Below are 14,129 nucleotides of genomic sequence, written 5' to 3' on the forward strand. Positions count from 1 at the left end.
CCTCAAGCCGGTTGATGGCTGGTCATCTATCGATACCTACAAGCTCAACGACGAGCACGATCTCGCGAGGCTCCTTCCACTGCCTCCCTCACGGCGGTGGATGGTGGAGGAGTTCCTCACTGGACGCGAGTACCAGTTGTGCGCTCTCGTCGCTCACGGACGGGTCCTCGACACCTACGTCTCGTGGACGCCGTGCGCGCTGCTGGAGACCATCTACGGCGGCATCAACGGCTCCATCAGCCTCGGCGTCGACAATGAACTGGGCATCGACGAGAAGGAACTGGTTCAGCGCATCGTCGACGGTATGCGCATCGACCACGGCTACCTGCACATGGAGTTCTTTCGATCAGACGACGGCGGCATCCACATGAGCGAGGTGGGAGCCAGGCTCGCCGGCTGCGAGCTGCCCTCCAACCATGGGTTCGCCCGAAACTTCGACATGATGGCTGCGACACTCGACACATACCTGGGCCGCGTGCCATCACTGGAATACTCGACGCCGCGCTGTGCCGGAGACCTGTTGCTCCCCTACAAGCCCGGTCGCGTCGTCAAGGTCACGCCCCTGGAGACGTTGCTCTCAATGCCCGGGGTGGTTCATGGCCGGATGAATATCGCGATCGGCGACGACCTGCCGGATCAGCGGGCCTCCCACGCATCCGCCGGTTACGTGCAGATTGTCGGTCCGTCACGTCAGATCGTGGAGGATCGGATGAACGGGGTCTTGGACGCCTTCAAACTGGTGACGGAGGACGTGTCATGAAGGCTTCCGCCTATGGTCGTCTCTTCGCGAGACCGAAGATCAGGACCGCGATGTTCTGATCGTTCGTCGGGTGCCTCCTCCCTTCCTGATGTCACTCGGGATCGTCCTTTTCATGACGGCTAATGGGGGTCCTACGCGCTCGCTGGGCTAACGCTGGCCGTTTACACCATCGCTCGAATGTGTCTTACATTCACTCGGAGATGGAAGAGATGGAAGACATGGTGGGAAGTTGAGAATTGGTCGCGCTCCGCGGACCTCGTCCGAGATCTGGTTCCGCTGCCCCCGGCCCATACCCGGTGCCCAGGCGCGGCTCGTCTGTTTCGCGCACGCGGGCGGCTCTGCCGCGGCCTTCCACTCCTGGACCATGGGACCCGACGTCGAGGTGGTCGGTGTCCAGTATCCGGGTCGGGCCGATCGTTTCCGAGAACCATTTCCCGAGAGTCTGGAACGGCTCGGCCGCGAAGTCGGCGAAGCGATCGCCACGCTGGACGAGCGCCCGACGGCCCTGTTCGGTCACAGCCTGGGCGCTCTGGTTGCCTACGAGGCGGCTCGTTATCTTGAGGAGATCGGTCAGGTGCCCGTTCATCTGTTCGCCTCGGCGTGCCGTTCGCCGCAGATCGCCGAAAGCAGACCACCTATCGCCGCGCTGGACGACGAGACCCTCGCCGCAGAACTGATGAAGATGGGAGGCACCGATGCTCTGGTCCTAGAGGATCTGGAGCTGCGCGATCTGGTCTTGCCCTATACCCGTGCAGACTTCACCCTGCTTGAGGCTTACGCGCCATCGGCGGAACCACTCGCGGTGACACCGGTTCTGGCGCTCAGCGCAATTGCCGACCCTTACGCGACCGGCGCGGAGATGGCCGGATGGTCGGAGGCCACGCAAGCCGGGTTCCGGATGGAGAGGTTCGCCGGAGACCACTTCTATCTGGTTCCGAGGCAGGAGGAGGTGCTCGCCATGCTCCGCGTCGCCCTGGGGGTGTAGGAGGGCCGGGAGCAGCGAGATTCAGAGGCTCATGTCGGATCTCAACTCGGCGGAGGCGCTCGCGACCCTGCTTCCCCGATGTCGCTCCGCACCCGGGCGACACCGTCGTCACCAAGCGCCGGGTGGGCGCGTTCGCGGGCGGCCGCGGCAGGCGGAGGTCCTCTCCGTCGAGGAGTGGATCAAGGCTGTGGCGGAGTGAGCGAGCACGGCCGTGAGGATGCGGGTTCTTCGCACGGGTCCCTTCCTCGAAGAGGGAGGCGACGACGTCCCTCAAGGGGCGCGGGGAACTGCGCGACCAGCCACAAGCAGCCGGCAGTCGCCGTACACCCGCGCCCCCCAATCACTCTGCGAACCGCTACTCGAGCAACTCCGCATAAGAACCCATGGCCAACGCAATGTCCGCCTGAGCCCAGAACCGGTGATACGTGAACGACGGCGCCGCCCCGCCCGCGAGATACGCCTCGATCTTCGACCAGGCCGGATCGTCCTCATAGAACGACCGGATCGAGTCGAACGTCGACGTCGAGCTGATCGCGTCACCGTTCGGCATGCTGCCGCTCCACCCGCTCGGCACGTAGACGCCGTCGTCGAAGCGGTTGTAGTCGGCCCGAGTCTCCGGAACAGCGATGCCCAGCGCGTCCTGATGGTTGTCCCACATGCCATCCAGCAGAGCCTTCGCCGTCGTCGCGGCTCCCGTGTCACCGGACCGGTCGGCGTAGTACGTCAGGGTCTTGGCATACGCGGCCGCCACACCGACGTCGTTRGTGTAGTCGGCGACGGTGACATGAAGTCCGGTGTTGGCACCGGGACTTGACGCGTTCCAGGTGTCGGGCTGCCCCGACCACTGGAGCGTCGACGGGATCCGGTACGTGCCGTCCGGATTGACGGTCGTCTCCGACAGCGCCCAGTCGACCCACTTGTCGAGCACGGCCTTCGCGGACGCGTTCCCCGTCTGCTGGTAGTACTCGGCGACCCGCTCCATCGACCACGCCTGGAAGCCGAACCACTGGTTGGACGGCGGGTCGTGATAAACGGGCTGCTGGTCGTAGTACATGCCGTAGAAGGTCGACTTGCCGGTGGGCGGCGTCGCGTACCGCCCCGCCCAGCTGTTCGTCGCCCCGCCCGCGATCGCGCCCTCGCTGGACTGCAGCCAGCGATAGAACTCGACCTGCCGCTCCAGGGACTTGGCCCAGTCCGCCTGCCCTGTCGCCGACTTGGGCTTCAGATCGGCGTAGGAGGCCAGAGCGTACGCGGCCATCGGGTTCTGGTAGCCGCCGTGCGCATGGCTGGAGCCGATGCGCCAGGCCCAGCCCGCCGAGGTGTCGGTGGCGCCGCCCCAGGCGTAGTACCAGGAGAGCAGATAGTGCGAGGCGTCCTTGCCGGTGCCGGCCGGACAGGAGGAAGCGCCCACACAGTTGCCGACCTTCTTGAAGTACTTGTCGTACATGGCGTAGCGCAGATAGTCGCCCATCTTCGCGGCCTTGCCCACGGTCGCGGAGATCTCGCCGCCCTTGCCCTGCGCGTCGGCCCACTTGTCGGCCCAGTACGCGGCCTGCACCGCACGGGCGTCGGCGTCCGGGGCGTTGGTGAACTTCCACTGCTTCGCGTACGACGCGTCCCCGGTGAACAGGTCCAAGTACCCGTTCGTCCCGCCGTACTTGAAGGCGTCGCAGGTCGGCTGCGGCACCGTCTCCCACACCGACTCCTGCGCTCCGCGCTGGAAGGTGTTGAGGTACGACGGCCCGGTGTCGCTCGGCCCGGCCTCGCACTTACCCGGCGAGTTGCCGTAGCCGTAGACGTTGTCGACGTCCTGCAGCCAGTGCATGCCGTAGACGTCGTCCGTGCCGTAGGCGCTCTTCAGCTCACCCGCGATCGGGTCGGAACCGACCGAGACCGACGAGTCGAGCTTCGCCGGGTACTCGTTCGGGGTGTCCAGCTCGGGCGCGTACGTCGCCGGCTTCGAGGCGTTGTAGAAGGAGTTCGTCGGCTGGTCGGCGTGGGTCGGGATCATGTACTTCTCCATGATTTCCCAGGCCCCGTTGAACTTGGACCAGTCGCCCGTGACCTTGCCGTACATCGCCTGGAGCCAGAGAAGGTAGCTGTAGGCCTCCGACGTGGTCTCATGTCCGTGGTCCGGCGCCTCGACGATCAGCGTCTCGACCGAGTGGTAGGGAATGCCTTCGGGGGAGAAGTAGCCGTTCACCGGGTTGGTGATCTTGCCGTACAGCTCCAGGAAGCGGGCGTCGTACGCCTTCGTCGCCGCGATCTGGGTGACCGTGACCGACGCCTTCGCGTGCCCGGTGGCCGTCGACTCGAAGGTCGCCGCGCCGGTCCCGGAGGCGTCGGCGGTGATGGTCACCTTCTGGGCGGTGTTCCAGTTCGAGGGCGTGAAGGTGAGCGAGGCGCCGCCGGTCACCGACAGGCCGGAGTTGCCGCTCGTGCGGGCGGTCGTGACGGTGACGCCGGCCGACGGCTGGGTCGACAGCTTGACGTCGTACGTCGCCGTCTTGCCTTGCTGGACCGGGAGTTGGGCCGGCGTTGCCACCACGGCGGGACCCGAGGCGACCGTGATGCCGACCGGCGTGGACTCCGCGGACGCGCCCAGGCTGTCGTACCCCTTCGCGAGAAGCGAATGACTGCCCACGGTCAAGCTTGAGACCGAGAGCGAGTACGGCGCCGTCGTGTCCGTGCCCAGCAGGGTGGTGTCGTCGTAGAACTCGACCTTGCTGATCGTCGCGCCGTCCGCGGCGGCGGCCGTGGCCGCCAGCGGGACCGCGTCGCCCTGCGAGTAGATCGCGCCCGCCGCCGGGCTGGTCAGCACGGTGATGGGGGGCTGGTGGGCGCCGGTGCAACTCGTGCCGTTGATCGCGAAGTTCGTCGGGGCGGCGTTGCTGCCGCTGTAGGTGAACTGCGCGCCCGTCGTGACCGCCGCTCCGGCGGCGATCCGCCCGTTGTAGCCGGCGTCCTTCACCGTGATCGACTGACCGGACTGGGACCAGGTGCCGTTCCAGCCGTTGCTCAGCTTCTGGTTGCCCGAGTAGCCGTACGTCAGCGTCCAGCCGTCGATGACATCCGTGCCGCGGTTGGTGAGGGTCAGATCCGCGGTGAAGCCGGAGCCCCAGTCATTCGTCCTGTAATCGACACTGCACTGAACTACCGCTGCCTGAGCGGGTGTTGAACCCGCGCTCAGCATCGTCAAGGGGAGCGCCAGGGCCGCTGCGACGGCCGTCCACAACCGTCGTACGGTGCTGCGTCTGCGTGGGGGATGCACGTGCTGGTTCCTCCTTGCGGCTCGGAGAAGTCAAGGCCTGAACCAGTGGGAGCGCTCCCATAGTGGGGATGGGGGTGCAAGGGGTCAAGGTGCTTGAAGAGTCGAAAAGATTCGACGAGTCCAGTTGAGCAAAAGTCAGCAACTCCTCTGTCGCTTACCGTCACTTGGCGCTAGCTTCATGGACACCAGTGGGAGCGATTCCATCAGTCGGCGCGTCCGTCACGGCGGGCCCGACCTGCAAGGAGTCGCTCATGCGACACCCCCCGCGTTCAGTACTTTTAGCCGTCACCGGCGCGGTCGCCCTCGTCGCGGCCGTGACGGTGCCAGTGGTCACGGCACAAGGAGCCACACCCGCGTGCACGGTGGAGTACTCCGTCACCGGTCGGTGGGACAGCGGCTTCCAGGGTGCAGTGGAGATCACCAACAACTCGGCGCCCGTGAACAGTTGGAGCCTGAGCTTCGACTTCGCGAGCGGCCAGAAGGTCACCCAGGGCTGGAGCGCCAAGTGGTCCCAGTCCGGTACGACGGTGACCGCGACCAATGAGCGCTGGAACGGTGCGCTGGGCACCGGTGCGAGCGTCAGCGCCGGGTTCATCGCGTCCTGGTCGGGGAGCAACGCCGTACCGACCGCGTTCAAGCTCAACGGCACGACCTGCAATGTCGACGCCGAGCCGTCGCCGACCGATCCGACCGATCCGGCCGATCCGACGGATCCGCCGGACCCAGGTGACGGGATCGTGCCGGCCCTGCACGTCTCCGGGAACAAGCTCGTGGACGCCGACGGCGCCACCCGTCGACTGCTCGGCGTCAACCGTTCCGGCGGCGAGTTCATGTGCGTCCAGGGCTACGGCATCTGGGACGGACCGGTCGACGACGCCGCCATCGAGGCGATCGCCGACTGGAACGCCAACACGGTCCGCATTCCGCTGAACGAGGAGTGCTGGCTCGGCCTGTCCAACATCAAGCCCGAGTACGGCGGAGCGAACTACATGGCCGCCGTCAAGGACCTGGTGGCCCGGGTGAAGGCGCACGGCATGACGCCGATGCTCGAACTCCACTGGTCCTGGGGCCAGTACACCGGCAACTCGGCGGGCTGCTCCGACGTGCACGCCAGCTGCCAGAAGCCGATGCCCGACATGCAGTACACGCCTGCCTTCTGGGCGTCGGTCGCGAGCACCTTCAAGGACGACCCGACCGTCGTCTTCGACCTGTTCAACGAGCCCTACCCGGACCGCGCGACGTCCACGACCACCCAGGCGTGGCAGTGCTGGCGCGACGGCGGCACCTGTCCCGGCATCGGGTACGAGATCGCCGGCATGCAGGATCTCGTCGACGCCGTACGGGCCACGGGCGCGGGCAATCCGATCCTGTTGGGCGGGCTCGCGTACTCGAACGACCTGAGTCAGTGGCTGACGTACAAGCCCACCGACCCGGCGGGCAATCTCGCCGCCGCCTGGCACGTCTACAACTTCAACACCTGCGCGAACGAGAGCTGCTGGAACTCCACGCTCGCCCCGGTCGCGGCTCAAGTGCCGCTGGTGGCAGGGGAGATCGGGGAGAACACCTGCTCGCACTCCTTCGTGGACCAGGTCATGAAGTGGTTCGACGACCGGGACCTGTCCTATCTCGGCTGGACCTGGAACACCTGGGACTGCTCCTCGGGCCCGGCCCTGATCTCCGGTTACGACGGAACTCCCACGTCATACGGCATCGGGCTGCGCGACCACCTGCGCGCCCTCGACGGATAACTACCGGGATCACTCCCGGGATCACTCCCGGGATCACTCTCGCACGGGCGATTCCCCTCACGGACGATTCCTCTTAACGAGAAGGAACCCGCACTCATGAGTCGTACCAGAACAGCGATGCTCGCCGCCCTGGCGCTGGTCGCCGGGGCCTCGGGAACCGCGCTCGCCGCGGACCCCGGCGCAGTCGGCACGGCCGCCGTCCCCTGCACCGTCGACTACAAGGTGCAGAACCAGTGGGACACCGGCTTCACCGCCGCCGTCACCGTGACCAACCAGGGCGCCGCCAAGTCGAGTTGGGCGGTGAAATGGTCGTACGCCGGAAACCAGAAGGTCACGAACGGCTGGAACGCGAAGATCAGCCAGAGCGGCGCCGACGTCACGGCGGGCAACGAGACGTACAACGGCACGCTCGCGACCGGCGGTTCGGTCAGCTTCGGCTTCCAGGGCTCCTACAGCGGCACCAACGCCCTCCCGGCCGCCTTCACCCTTGACGGCGTGACCTGCAACGTCGACGACGGTGGCGGCGGACCCACGGACCCGACCGACCCCGGCCCGACCGGTCCTAAGGTCGACAACCCGTACTCCGGCGCCAAGGTGTACGTGAACCCCGAGTGGTCCGCGAAGGCCGCCGCCGAGCCGGGCGGCAGCCGGATCGCGGGCCAGCCGACTGGTGTCTGGCTCGACCGGATCGCCGCCATCAACGGCGTGAACGGCGGCATGGGTCTGCGCGACCACCTCGACGAGGCCCTGACCCAGAAGGGCTCCGGTGAACTGGTCGTCCAGCTGGTCATCTACAACCTGCCGGGCCGCGACTGCGCCGCCCTCGCCTCCAACGGCGAGCTCGGTCCGACGGAGCTCGGCCGGTACAGGACCGAGTACATCGACCCGATCGCCGCGATCCTCGCCGACCCGAAGTACGGCTCGCTGCGGATCGTCACCACGATCGAGATCGACTCGCTGCCGAACCTGGTCACCAACACCGGCAGCCGTCCGACGGCCACCCCGCAGTGCGATGTGATGAAGGCCAACGGCAACTACGTCAAGGGCGTCGGCTACGCGCTGGGCAAGCTCGGTGACGTGGCCAACGTCTACAACTACATCGACGCCGGGCACCACGGCTGGATCGGCTGGGACGACAACTTCGCCGCCAGCGCCACCGTGATGAAGGAGGCCGCCACCTCCGAGGGCGCCACCGTCAACGACGTGCACGGCTTCATCGCCAACACGGCCAACTACAGCGCCCTGAAGGAGAACAACTTCACCATCAACGACTCCGTCGGCGGCAAGTCCGTCCGCGAGTCTAAGTGGGTGGACTGGAACCGGTACACCGACGAGCTGTCCTTCGCGCAGGGCTTCCGCAGCCAGCTGGTCACGGCCGGGTTCAACTCGGGCGTCGGCATGCTGATCGACACGTCGAGGAACGGCTGGGGCGGCAGCGCACGGCCGACCGGTCCGGGCGCGACGACCGACGTCGACACGTATGTCAACGGTGGCCGCTACGACCGTCGTATCCACGTCGGCAACTGGTGCAACCAGTCCGGTGCCGGGCTCGGTGAGCGTCCGCAGGCCAGTCCGGCGGCCGGGATCGACGCGTATGTCTGGATGAAGCCGCCGGGGGAGTCCGACGGTTCCAGCAGCGCGATCCCGAACGACGAGGGCAAGGGCTTCGACCGGATGTGCGACCCGACCTACACGGGCAACCCGCGCAACGGCAACAACCTGTCCGGTGCGCTGCCGGGCGCTCCGCTGTCGGGGCACTGGTTCTCGGCGCAGTTCCAGCAGTTGATGCAGAACGCCTATCCGGCACTGTGACGGTTCGCCTCCGCCGGGGTCGGTCAGTTCTCTCTGGCCAGGCCCCGGCGGATCGCGAACTCCACCGCCGAGTAGTTTCCGTCGGCCCGCTCCAGCTCCAACGGCTGCGCCGGGTGCAGCGGCGGCTGGGCCATGAAGCGTGGCTGGGTGCCGTGGTGGGGCTGGGCCGCGTGGACCAGGAAGGGGTGGCAGAGGTAGACGTCGCCGGGTTGGCCGGTGGCGTATGCGAGGGGGCGGTGGGCGCCGGCCTCGGCGACCTTCGGGCCGAGCTCCAGGAAGGAGGCGCCGGCCTCGCCGTACGGGGCCAGGACCGGGGGTACGTCGAGATGTGAGCCGGCCCGGATGCGGGTCGGGGCGTTGTCCTCGGTGACCTCGCTGAACAGGAACAGCATCAGGAGCGCACGGTCCTTCGAGTGCACGTTCGTGTGCGGGTGCTCGGCGCCCTCGGGCACATAGCTGCCCTCGATGTGCCAGCCCGCGTCGTCCGGCTCCTCCTCGTGCGGGAACCGCAACGGGAAGCTGCCCAGCGAGTAGCGCGACTGCCAGTGGCCGTCACCCACCAGCACATCGAAGGCCTCGTGCAGGACGGGCGTGTTCACGGCGGCCGCGAAGGGGCCCTGCGCCATGTCGTACACCCAGTGCACCGGGTCCTTCCAGGTCCCCGGGTCCTGAGGGTCGTACCCCGTCTCCCGCCACAGCAGCCGGGCGCAGTGCTCGGCGACGCGTGGCGGAAAGGCGCCCTCGATCTTCACGAACCCGTCCTCGAGGAAGCGCTCCACCATCTCGTCGTCCATCGGGCCATGGTGGGCGACCGTTGCCCGCCGCCGCATCCCATTTTCTTTGCCCCGTTTTTGCCGCTACGGCAAGGACAGTGGCCCCGGGGCGGTGCGTGGGAGCAGGCTGGCGGCAAGCGGACGAGAGGCTGACCACCATGGCGCACGAGGACCACGGGCACCACCGGCACGACCACCAGCAGGGCCACCATCACGCCCACTCCCATGATCACTCCGACATCGACTGGAGCGAGATGGGCCCGCTGCTGGAGGCGCAGGCGGAGCTGTTCATGCCCCTGTACGAGCACGCCATGGCCTGGCTGGGCAAGCGCCAGACCGAGCCGGGGCTGATCGTCGACGCGGGCAGCGGTCCCGGCGTCGTCGCCTGTCTGCTCGCCGACACCTTCCCCGGCGCCCGTGTCGTCGCCGTCGACGGGTCCGAGCCGCTCCTGGAGCGCGCCCAGGCACGGGCCGAGCGGCTCGGTGTCGCCGACCGCTTCGGCACGCTGACCGGTGAACTGCCCGGCGTCCTCGACGAGTTGGAGTATCCGGTGGATCTGCTGTGGGCCGGCCGCAGCCTGCACCACCTCGGCGACCAGCGCGCCGGCCTCACCGCGTTCGCCGCGCGACTGGCCTACGGCGGCACGCTGGCCCTCCAGGAGGGCGGTCTGCCGGCGCGGTTCCTGCCGCGGGACATCGGCTTCGGGCGGCCCGGGCTGCAGGCGCGGCTCGACGTGCTGGAGGCGGAGTGGTTCGCGCGGATGAGGGCCGAGCTCCCCGGCTCCGTCGCCGAGACCGAGGACTGGTCCGCGCTGCTCGCCGCCGCCGGCCTCAGGCCCAGCGGCACCCGCACCTTCCTCCTCGACCTGCCCGCCCCGACCACGGACCGGGCCCGCGCCTACGTCGCCGCCTCCCTCACCCGAACCCGCGACGGCATCGGCGACCAACTCGACGCCGACGACCGCGCGACCCTCGACCGCCTTCTCGACCCGGACGACAAGGCGAGCGTGCACCACCGCCCCGACCTGTTCGTGCTGGCGGCGCAGACGGTGTACACGGCGGTCCGGACGAGGTGACAGCGCGGACGCGGGTCGGCGGCGGGGCTTGACTTCGAGAGCTCTCCAAGTGATGGACTCCCCGTCGTCCGAACCGAATCACAGGGGGAACCACCATGACCGACTCTCCGGTCGCACTCATCACCGGCGGCGGCAGCGGCATCGGCGCCGCCGTCGCACGGCAACTGCTGGACGCCGGGTACCGGGTCACGGTCACCGGCCGCGGCGAGGCGCGGTTGCGGGCGTTCGCCGAGGAGCTCGGCGAACCGGAAGGACTGTTGACAGTCGTCGGGAACGCCGCCGAGTACGCCGACGTACAGGCGGCGGTCGACGCGACGCTGAAGGCGTTCGGCCGACTGGACACGGCCGTCGCCAACGCCGGGTTCGCCACCCACGACTCCGTCGCCGAGGGCGACCCCGAGGGGTGGAAGGAGATGGTGCTGACCAACGTCCTCGGTCCCGCCCTGCTGATCCGCGCCTCCATCGACGCCCTGAAGGAGACCCGCGGCCGGATCGTCCTGGTCGGCAGTGTCGCCGGGTTCGTGCCCGGGCCGGGCAACATCTACGGGGCGACGAAGTGGGCGGTGACCGGGCTCGCCGAGAACACCCGGCGGCAGGTCACCGACTGGGGCGTGGGCGTGACCCATATCGCGCCCGGCCGGGTGGAGACGCCGTTCTGGGACAGCTACGGCAGCCTCCCGCCGGGGCATCTGCTGACCGCCGACCAGATCGCCGGCTCGGTCGTGTGGGCCGTCCGGCAGCCCGACGGCGTGGATGTGAACACCGTGGTCGTGCGACCGCTCGGACAGCCCAACTGACGTATGCCCGGCCTCAGTTGTTCTGTATGAACTCCTTCGCCAGCCGCTCGCCCAGCGTGACCGCCGCGCTGTGGCTCTCGATGGGGGAGACCTTGGAGTTCTTGAAGAGGATGTAGGTGACGCCGGAGTCGGTGCCGCCGGTCTCCGGGTCGGGGTCGATCCCGAGCCTCTCGGCGGCGGAGTAGGAGGCCTCGCCGATGATCTTCTCGGGGCCGGTGTCGCCGACGACGGCGTACAGGACCTGGTTGCCGCGGACGACTGCCACGACCCCGCCGCCCTTGATGCCGGCCGCCGAGTAGTTCCAGGTGCCGCTGATGCTGGGGACGACGACGTAGGGCAGCGTGTCGGAGCGCAGGGGTTTGCCGTCGGACTGGTGGAACGCGGTGTCGGGCAGGAACCAGGGGTCGGTGTCCTCGTTGCACTTGGCGGTGCGCTGGCCGTCGCAGTCGATGTCCATGTCGGCCTTCCAGAAGACGGCGCCGTTCTTGCCGCAGACCGGGATGGTGGCCGACGTCTCCTCGTCGGTGCGGTATTTGCCGTTCGAGATCTGCGAGCAGGACGTCACCTTCGCGAGCAGGTCGGCCGCGCTGACCGAACCCTCCCGGAGCGATGGCGGTTGCGGGTGGCCGGAGGCGGTCGTGGGGAGCAGACCGGCGGCGAGCAGCGCGGCGCCGGAGGCCGCGGCCAGGGTCAGTGTTCGGATGCGCACTGTGGGGGGACCCTTCTGTCAGGAAGTTCTTCTGTTAGGAAAGTTTCCTTATCGGGTGCCGTACAAGGTGGCCCTCTTTACGTGACCCCGTCAAGACCTGGCGCGTGACCTCGGGTCCGCGGGTGCTGATTGCGGCGGCATCACGCCGGTAGAAGACTGGACATGCCGAAGATGTCGGATGCGTGACCGGGTTTTCGGGAGGTGCCATGTTCGTACGGGCCATCTACACGACCGGCGATCCCACGAAGATCGACACGGCCATCAGGGCGATGAACACAGAGGGGCGGGACCTGCTGGAGGACCGTCCGGGATACCGCGGAGCGAGCGTCTTCGTGGACCGCACGCTCGGGAAACTGCTCGCGGCCAGCTGGTGGGAGTCGGAGCAGGCCCGGCGAAACAGCGACGAGGTGCTGCGCGAGCGGCGGGCGGCGATGCTCGACCCGTTCGCGGGGACGCTGTCGGTCGACAACTTCGAGGCGCTGGTCTTCCATCAGGCGCGCCAGCCCCAGGCGGGCGGCGGACTGCGGCTCACCAGGCTGGAGTTCGACCCCATGGACACCGACCTGCTCGCCGACACGTTCCGGTCGACGGTGGTGCCTCGACTCGAAAACCTTCAGGGGCTGGCCAGGGCCTCCCTGCTGGTCGACCGGGAGCGGGGGCGCGGCATGGTCGGGGTGATCTTCGTCGACCAGCCGTCCCTGGCTGCGTCCCGCTCGGCCCAGGCGTCGGCCCGGCACGAGGGCGCGGCCAAGGCGCATTTGACCGTGACCGGGCTGGAGGAGTTCGAGGTCGTCTTCACCGACGTGCGCGGCGAGTGAGGCGCGGGGCGCGGGCGGCGGGCCGAGGCCCCAAAAGCCGGTATCGGCAACGGAGTTGGCCCCTGCCTGGCGGCTCCCCGTACGCGTCCGCCCGCCGCTCGGTCGGTCGAGCGGCGGGCGGTGGGCGGTGGGCGTTCGGGTGTGCGGTGGCGGGGGACCCGCCGGCGCGCGGGCGTCAGCCGCCGAACGTCGCCGGGTCCGGACCGATCCGACGGTCCTCGTTCAGTGCGCTGATCGCCGCCAGGTCCTCGTCGTCCAGGCTGAAGTCGAAGACCTCGATGTTCTCCTTGATGCGCGAGGGCGTCACGGACTTCGGGATCACGACGTTGCCGATCTGGAGGTGCCAGCGCAGCACGATCTGGGCCGGGGTGCGGCCGTGCTTCTGCGCGATGGCGACGATCGCCGGGACCTCCAGCAGGCCCTTGCCCTGGCCGAGCGGCGACCATGCCTCGGTGGCGATGCCCTGCTCGGCGTGGAGCTCACGGGAGGCGTGCTGCTGAAGGTGCGGGTGCAGCTCGATCTGGTTGACCGCCGGAATGACCGACGTCTCGCCGATCAGCCGCTCCAGGTGCTCCGGAAGGAAGTTGGAGACGCCGATGGCGCGGGCGCGGCCGTCGGCGTGCAGCTTCTCGAACGCCTTGTAGGTGTCGACGGCCTTGCCGCGCGAGGGCAGCGGCCAGTGGATGAGGTACAGGTCGACGTAGTCGAGGCCCAGCTTCTCCAGTGACTCGTCGAAGGCGCGCAGAGTGGTGTCGTAACCCTGGTCGCCGTTCCAGAGCTTGGTGGTGACGAAGATGTCCTCGCGGGGGATGCCGGAGGCGGCGATGGCCTGGCCGGTGCCCTCCTCGTTGCCGTAGATCGCCGCTGTGTCGATGCTGCGGTACCCGGCCTCGAGCGCGGTGCCGACCGCCTTCGCCGCCTCGTCGTCCGGCACCTGCCAGACGCCGAAGCCCAGCTGGGGCATCTCGACGCCGTTGTTGAGGATGATCGGGGGGACCTTGCTGCTCACGAGCTCTTGATCCTTACGGTTGTCGTCAGGTTGTACTCACATCGTCAACGATCACGGGCCGCCGTGCATTCCTGACGGTGGAATCCGTCGCGGGAACTCCTGCAACTGACCGGCGGATCAGTTGCGGCACAGCGAGATTGGCCGAAAACGTATCCGACGTCATCGGTCCGGACCATTGACCGTGGACCGTCATGCCGCGACTCTGTATCGCGCTACGAACGTGTCGGTGAACTCGGTGCACGGATGTGAACGGCGCTGCCCCACACCTATGACGACTCGCGCACCGCATCCCGGTCCGACCCGGCCGCCGGACGCGCCCCCGAGCATGCCTTCCTGATCATGAACGGCCAGCCGCGTGCCCGGCCCCACCC

10 protein-coding genes and 1 pseudogene are annotated in these 14,129 nt (G+C 68.1%); 7 read left to right on the plus strand and 4 right to left on the minus strand.

Going from position 1 to position 14,129, the window contains the following annotated elements; translation table 11 throughout:
- Window positions 1-760 (plus strand): annotated as a pseudogene (locus tag EAO75_RS45910) (ATP-dependent carboxylate-amine ligase); the annotation flags it as partial.
- Window positions 761-989: 229 nt separating this feature from the next.
- Window positions 990-1,745, plus strand: a complete 756-nt coding sequence (locus tag EAO75_RS17375) for a thioesterase II family protein (protein WP_222723964.1) — start codon at window positions 990-992, stop codon at window positions 1,743-1,745.
- Between the two features lie 355 nt (window positions 1,746-2,100).
- Here EAO75_RS17375 and EAO75_RS17380 read toward each other — a convergent pair whose 3' ends face one another.
- Entirely contained in the window at window positions 2,101-5,016 is a 2,916-nt protein-coding gene (locus tag EAO75_RS17380) for a glycoside hydrolase family 48 protein (RefSeq protein WP_147995949.1), read from the minus strand.
- 251 nt (window positions 5,017-5,267) lie between these two features.
- Here EAO75_RS17380 and EAO75_RS17385 point away from each other — a divergent pair, with 251 nt between their 5' ends.
- Window positions 5,268-6,764: a cellulase family glycosylhydrolase gene (locus tag EAO75_RS17385; RefSeq protein WP_187284476.1), complete on the plus strand. Its 1,497-nt coding sequence runs from the start codon at window positions 5,268-5,270 to the stop codon at window positions 6,762-6,764.
- Window positions 6,765-6,860: 96 nt separating this feature from the next.
- Window positions 6,861-8,576 carry a glycoside hydrolase family 6 protein gene (locus EAO75_RS17390; RefSeq protein WP_147995951.1) on the plus strand — a complete coding sequence of 572 codons (1,716 nt, stop codon included), beginning with the start codon at window positions 6,861-6,863 and terminating at the stop codon, window positions 8,574-8,576.
- A 23-nt stretch (window positions 8,577-8,599) separates the two neighbouring features.
- Here EAO75_RS17390 and EAO75_RS17395 read toward each other — a convergent pair whose 3' ends face one another.
- Window positions 8,600-9,370, minus strand: a complete 771-nt coding sequence (locus EAO75_RS17395; protein ID WP_187284477.1) for a phytanoyl-CoA dioxygenase family protein — start codon at window positions 9,368-9,370, stop codon at window positions 8,600-8,602.
- A 137-nt stretch (window positions 9,371-9,507) separates the two neighbouring features.
- On the opposite strand from EAO75_RS17395, the gene EAO75_RS17400 reads away from it, so the two are divergent.
- Window positions 9,508-10,425 carry a class I SAM-dependent methyltransferase gene (locus EAO75_RS17400; protein WP_147995953.1) on the plus strand — a complete coding sequence of 306 codons (918 nt, stop codon included), beginning with the start codon at window positions 9,508-9,510 and terminating at the stop codon, window positions 10,423-10,425.
- Window positions 10,426-10,520: 95 nt separating this feature from the next.
- Window positions 10,521-11,222, plus strand: coding sequence for an SDR family oxidoreductase (locus EAO75_RS17405; protein WP_147995954.1), 702 nt, complete (start codon window positions 10,521-10,523; stop codon window positions 11,220-11,222).
- A gap of 13 nt (window positions 11,223-11,235) precedes the next feature.
- On the opposite strand, the gene EAO75_RS17410 is transcribed toward EAO75_RS17405, so the two are convergent.
- Window positions 11,236-11,931: a glycoside hydrolase family 75 protein gene (locus EAO75_RS17410; RefSeq protein WP_147995955.1), complete on the minus strand. Its 696-nt coding sequence runs from the start codon at window positions 11,929-11,931 to the stop codon at window positions 11,236-11,238.
- Window positions 11,932-12,137: 206 nt separating this feature from the next.
- Between EAO75_RS17410 and EAO75_RS17415 the strand changes: the two genes are divergently transcribed.
- Complete coding sequence (locus EAO75_RS17415; RefSeq protein ID WP_147995956.1) at window positions 12,138-12,749, plus strand: hypothetical protein; 612 nt, start codon at window positions 12,138-12,140, stop codon at window positions 12,747-12,749.
- A gap of 175 nt (window positions 12,750-12,924) precedes the next feature.
- On the opposite strand, the gene EAO75_RS17420 is transcribed toward EAO75_RS17415, so the two are convergent.
- Window positions 12,925-13,758 (minus strand): aldo/keto reductase, encoded by an 834-nt coding sequence (locus tag EAO75_RS17420; RefSeq protein WP_147995957.1) that lies wholly within the window; start codon window positions 13,756-13,758, stop codon window positions 12,925-12,927.
- Window positions 13,759-14,129 lie beyond the last annotated feature (371 nt).

This window comes from Streptomyces sp. UW30 (assembly GCF_008042075.1).
Taxonomy (GTDB): Bacteria; Actinomycetota; Actinomycetes; order Streptomycetales; family Streptomycetaceae; genus Streptomyces.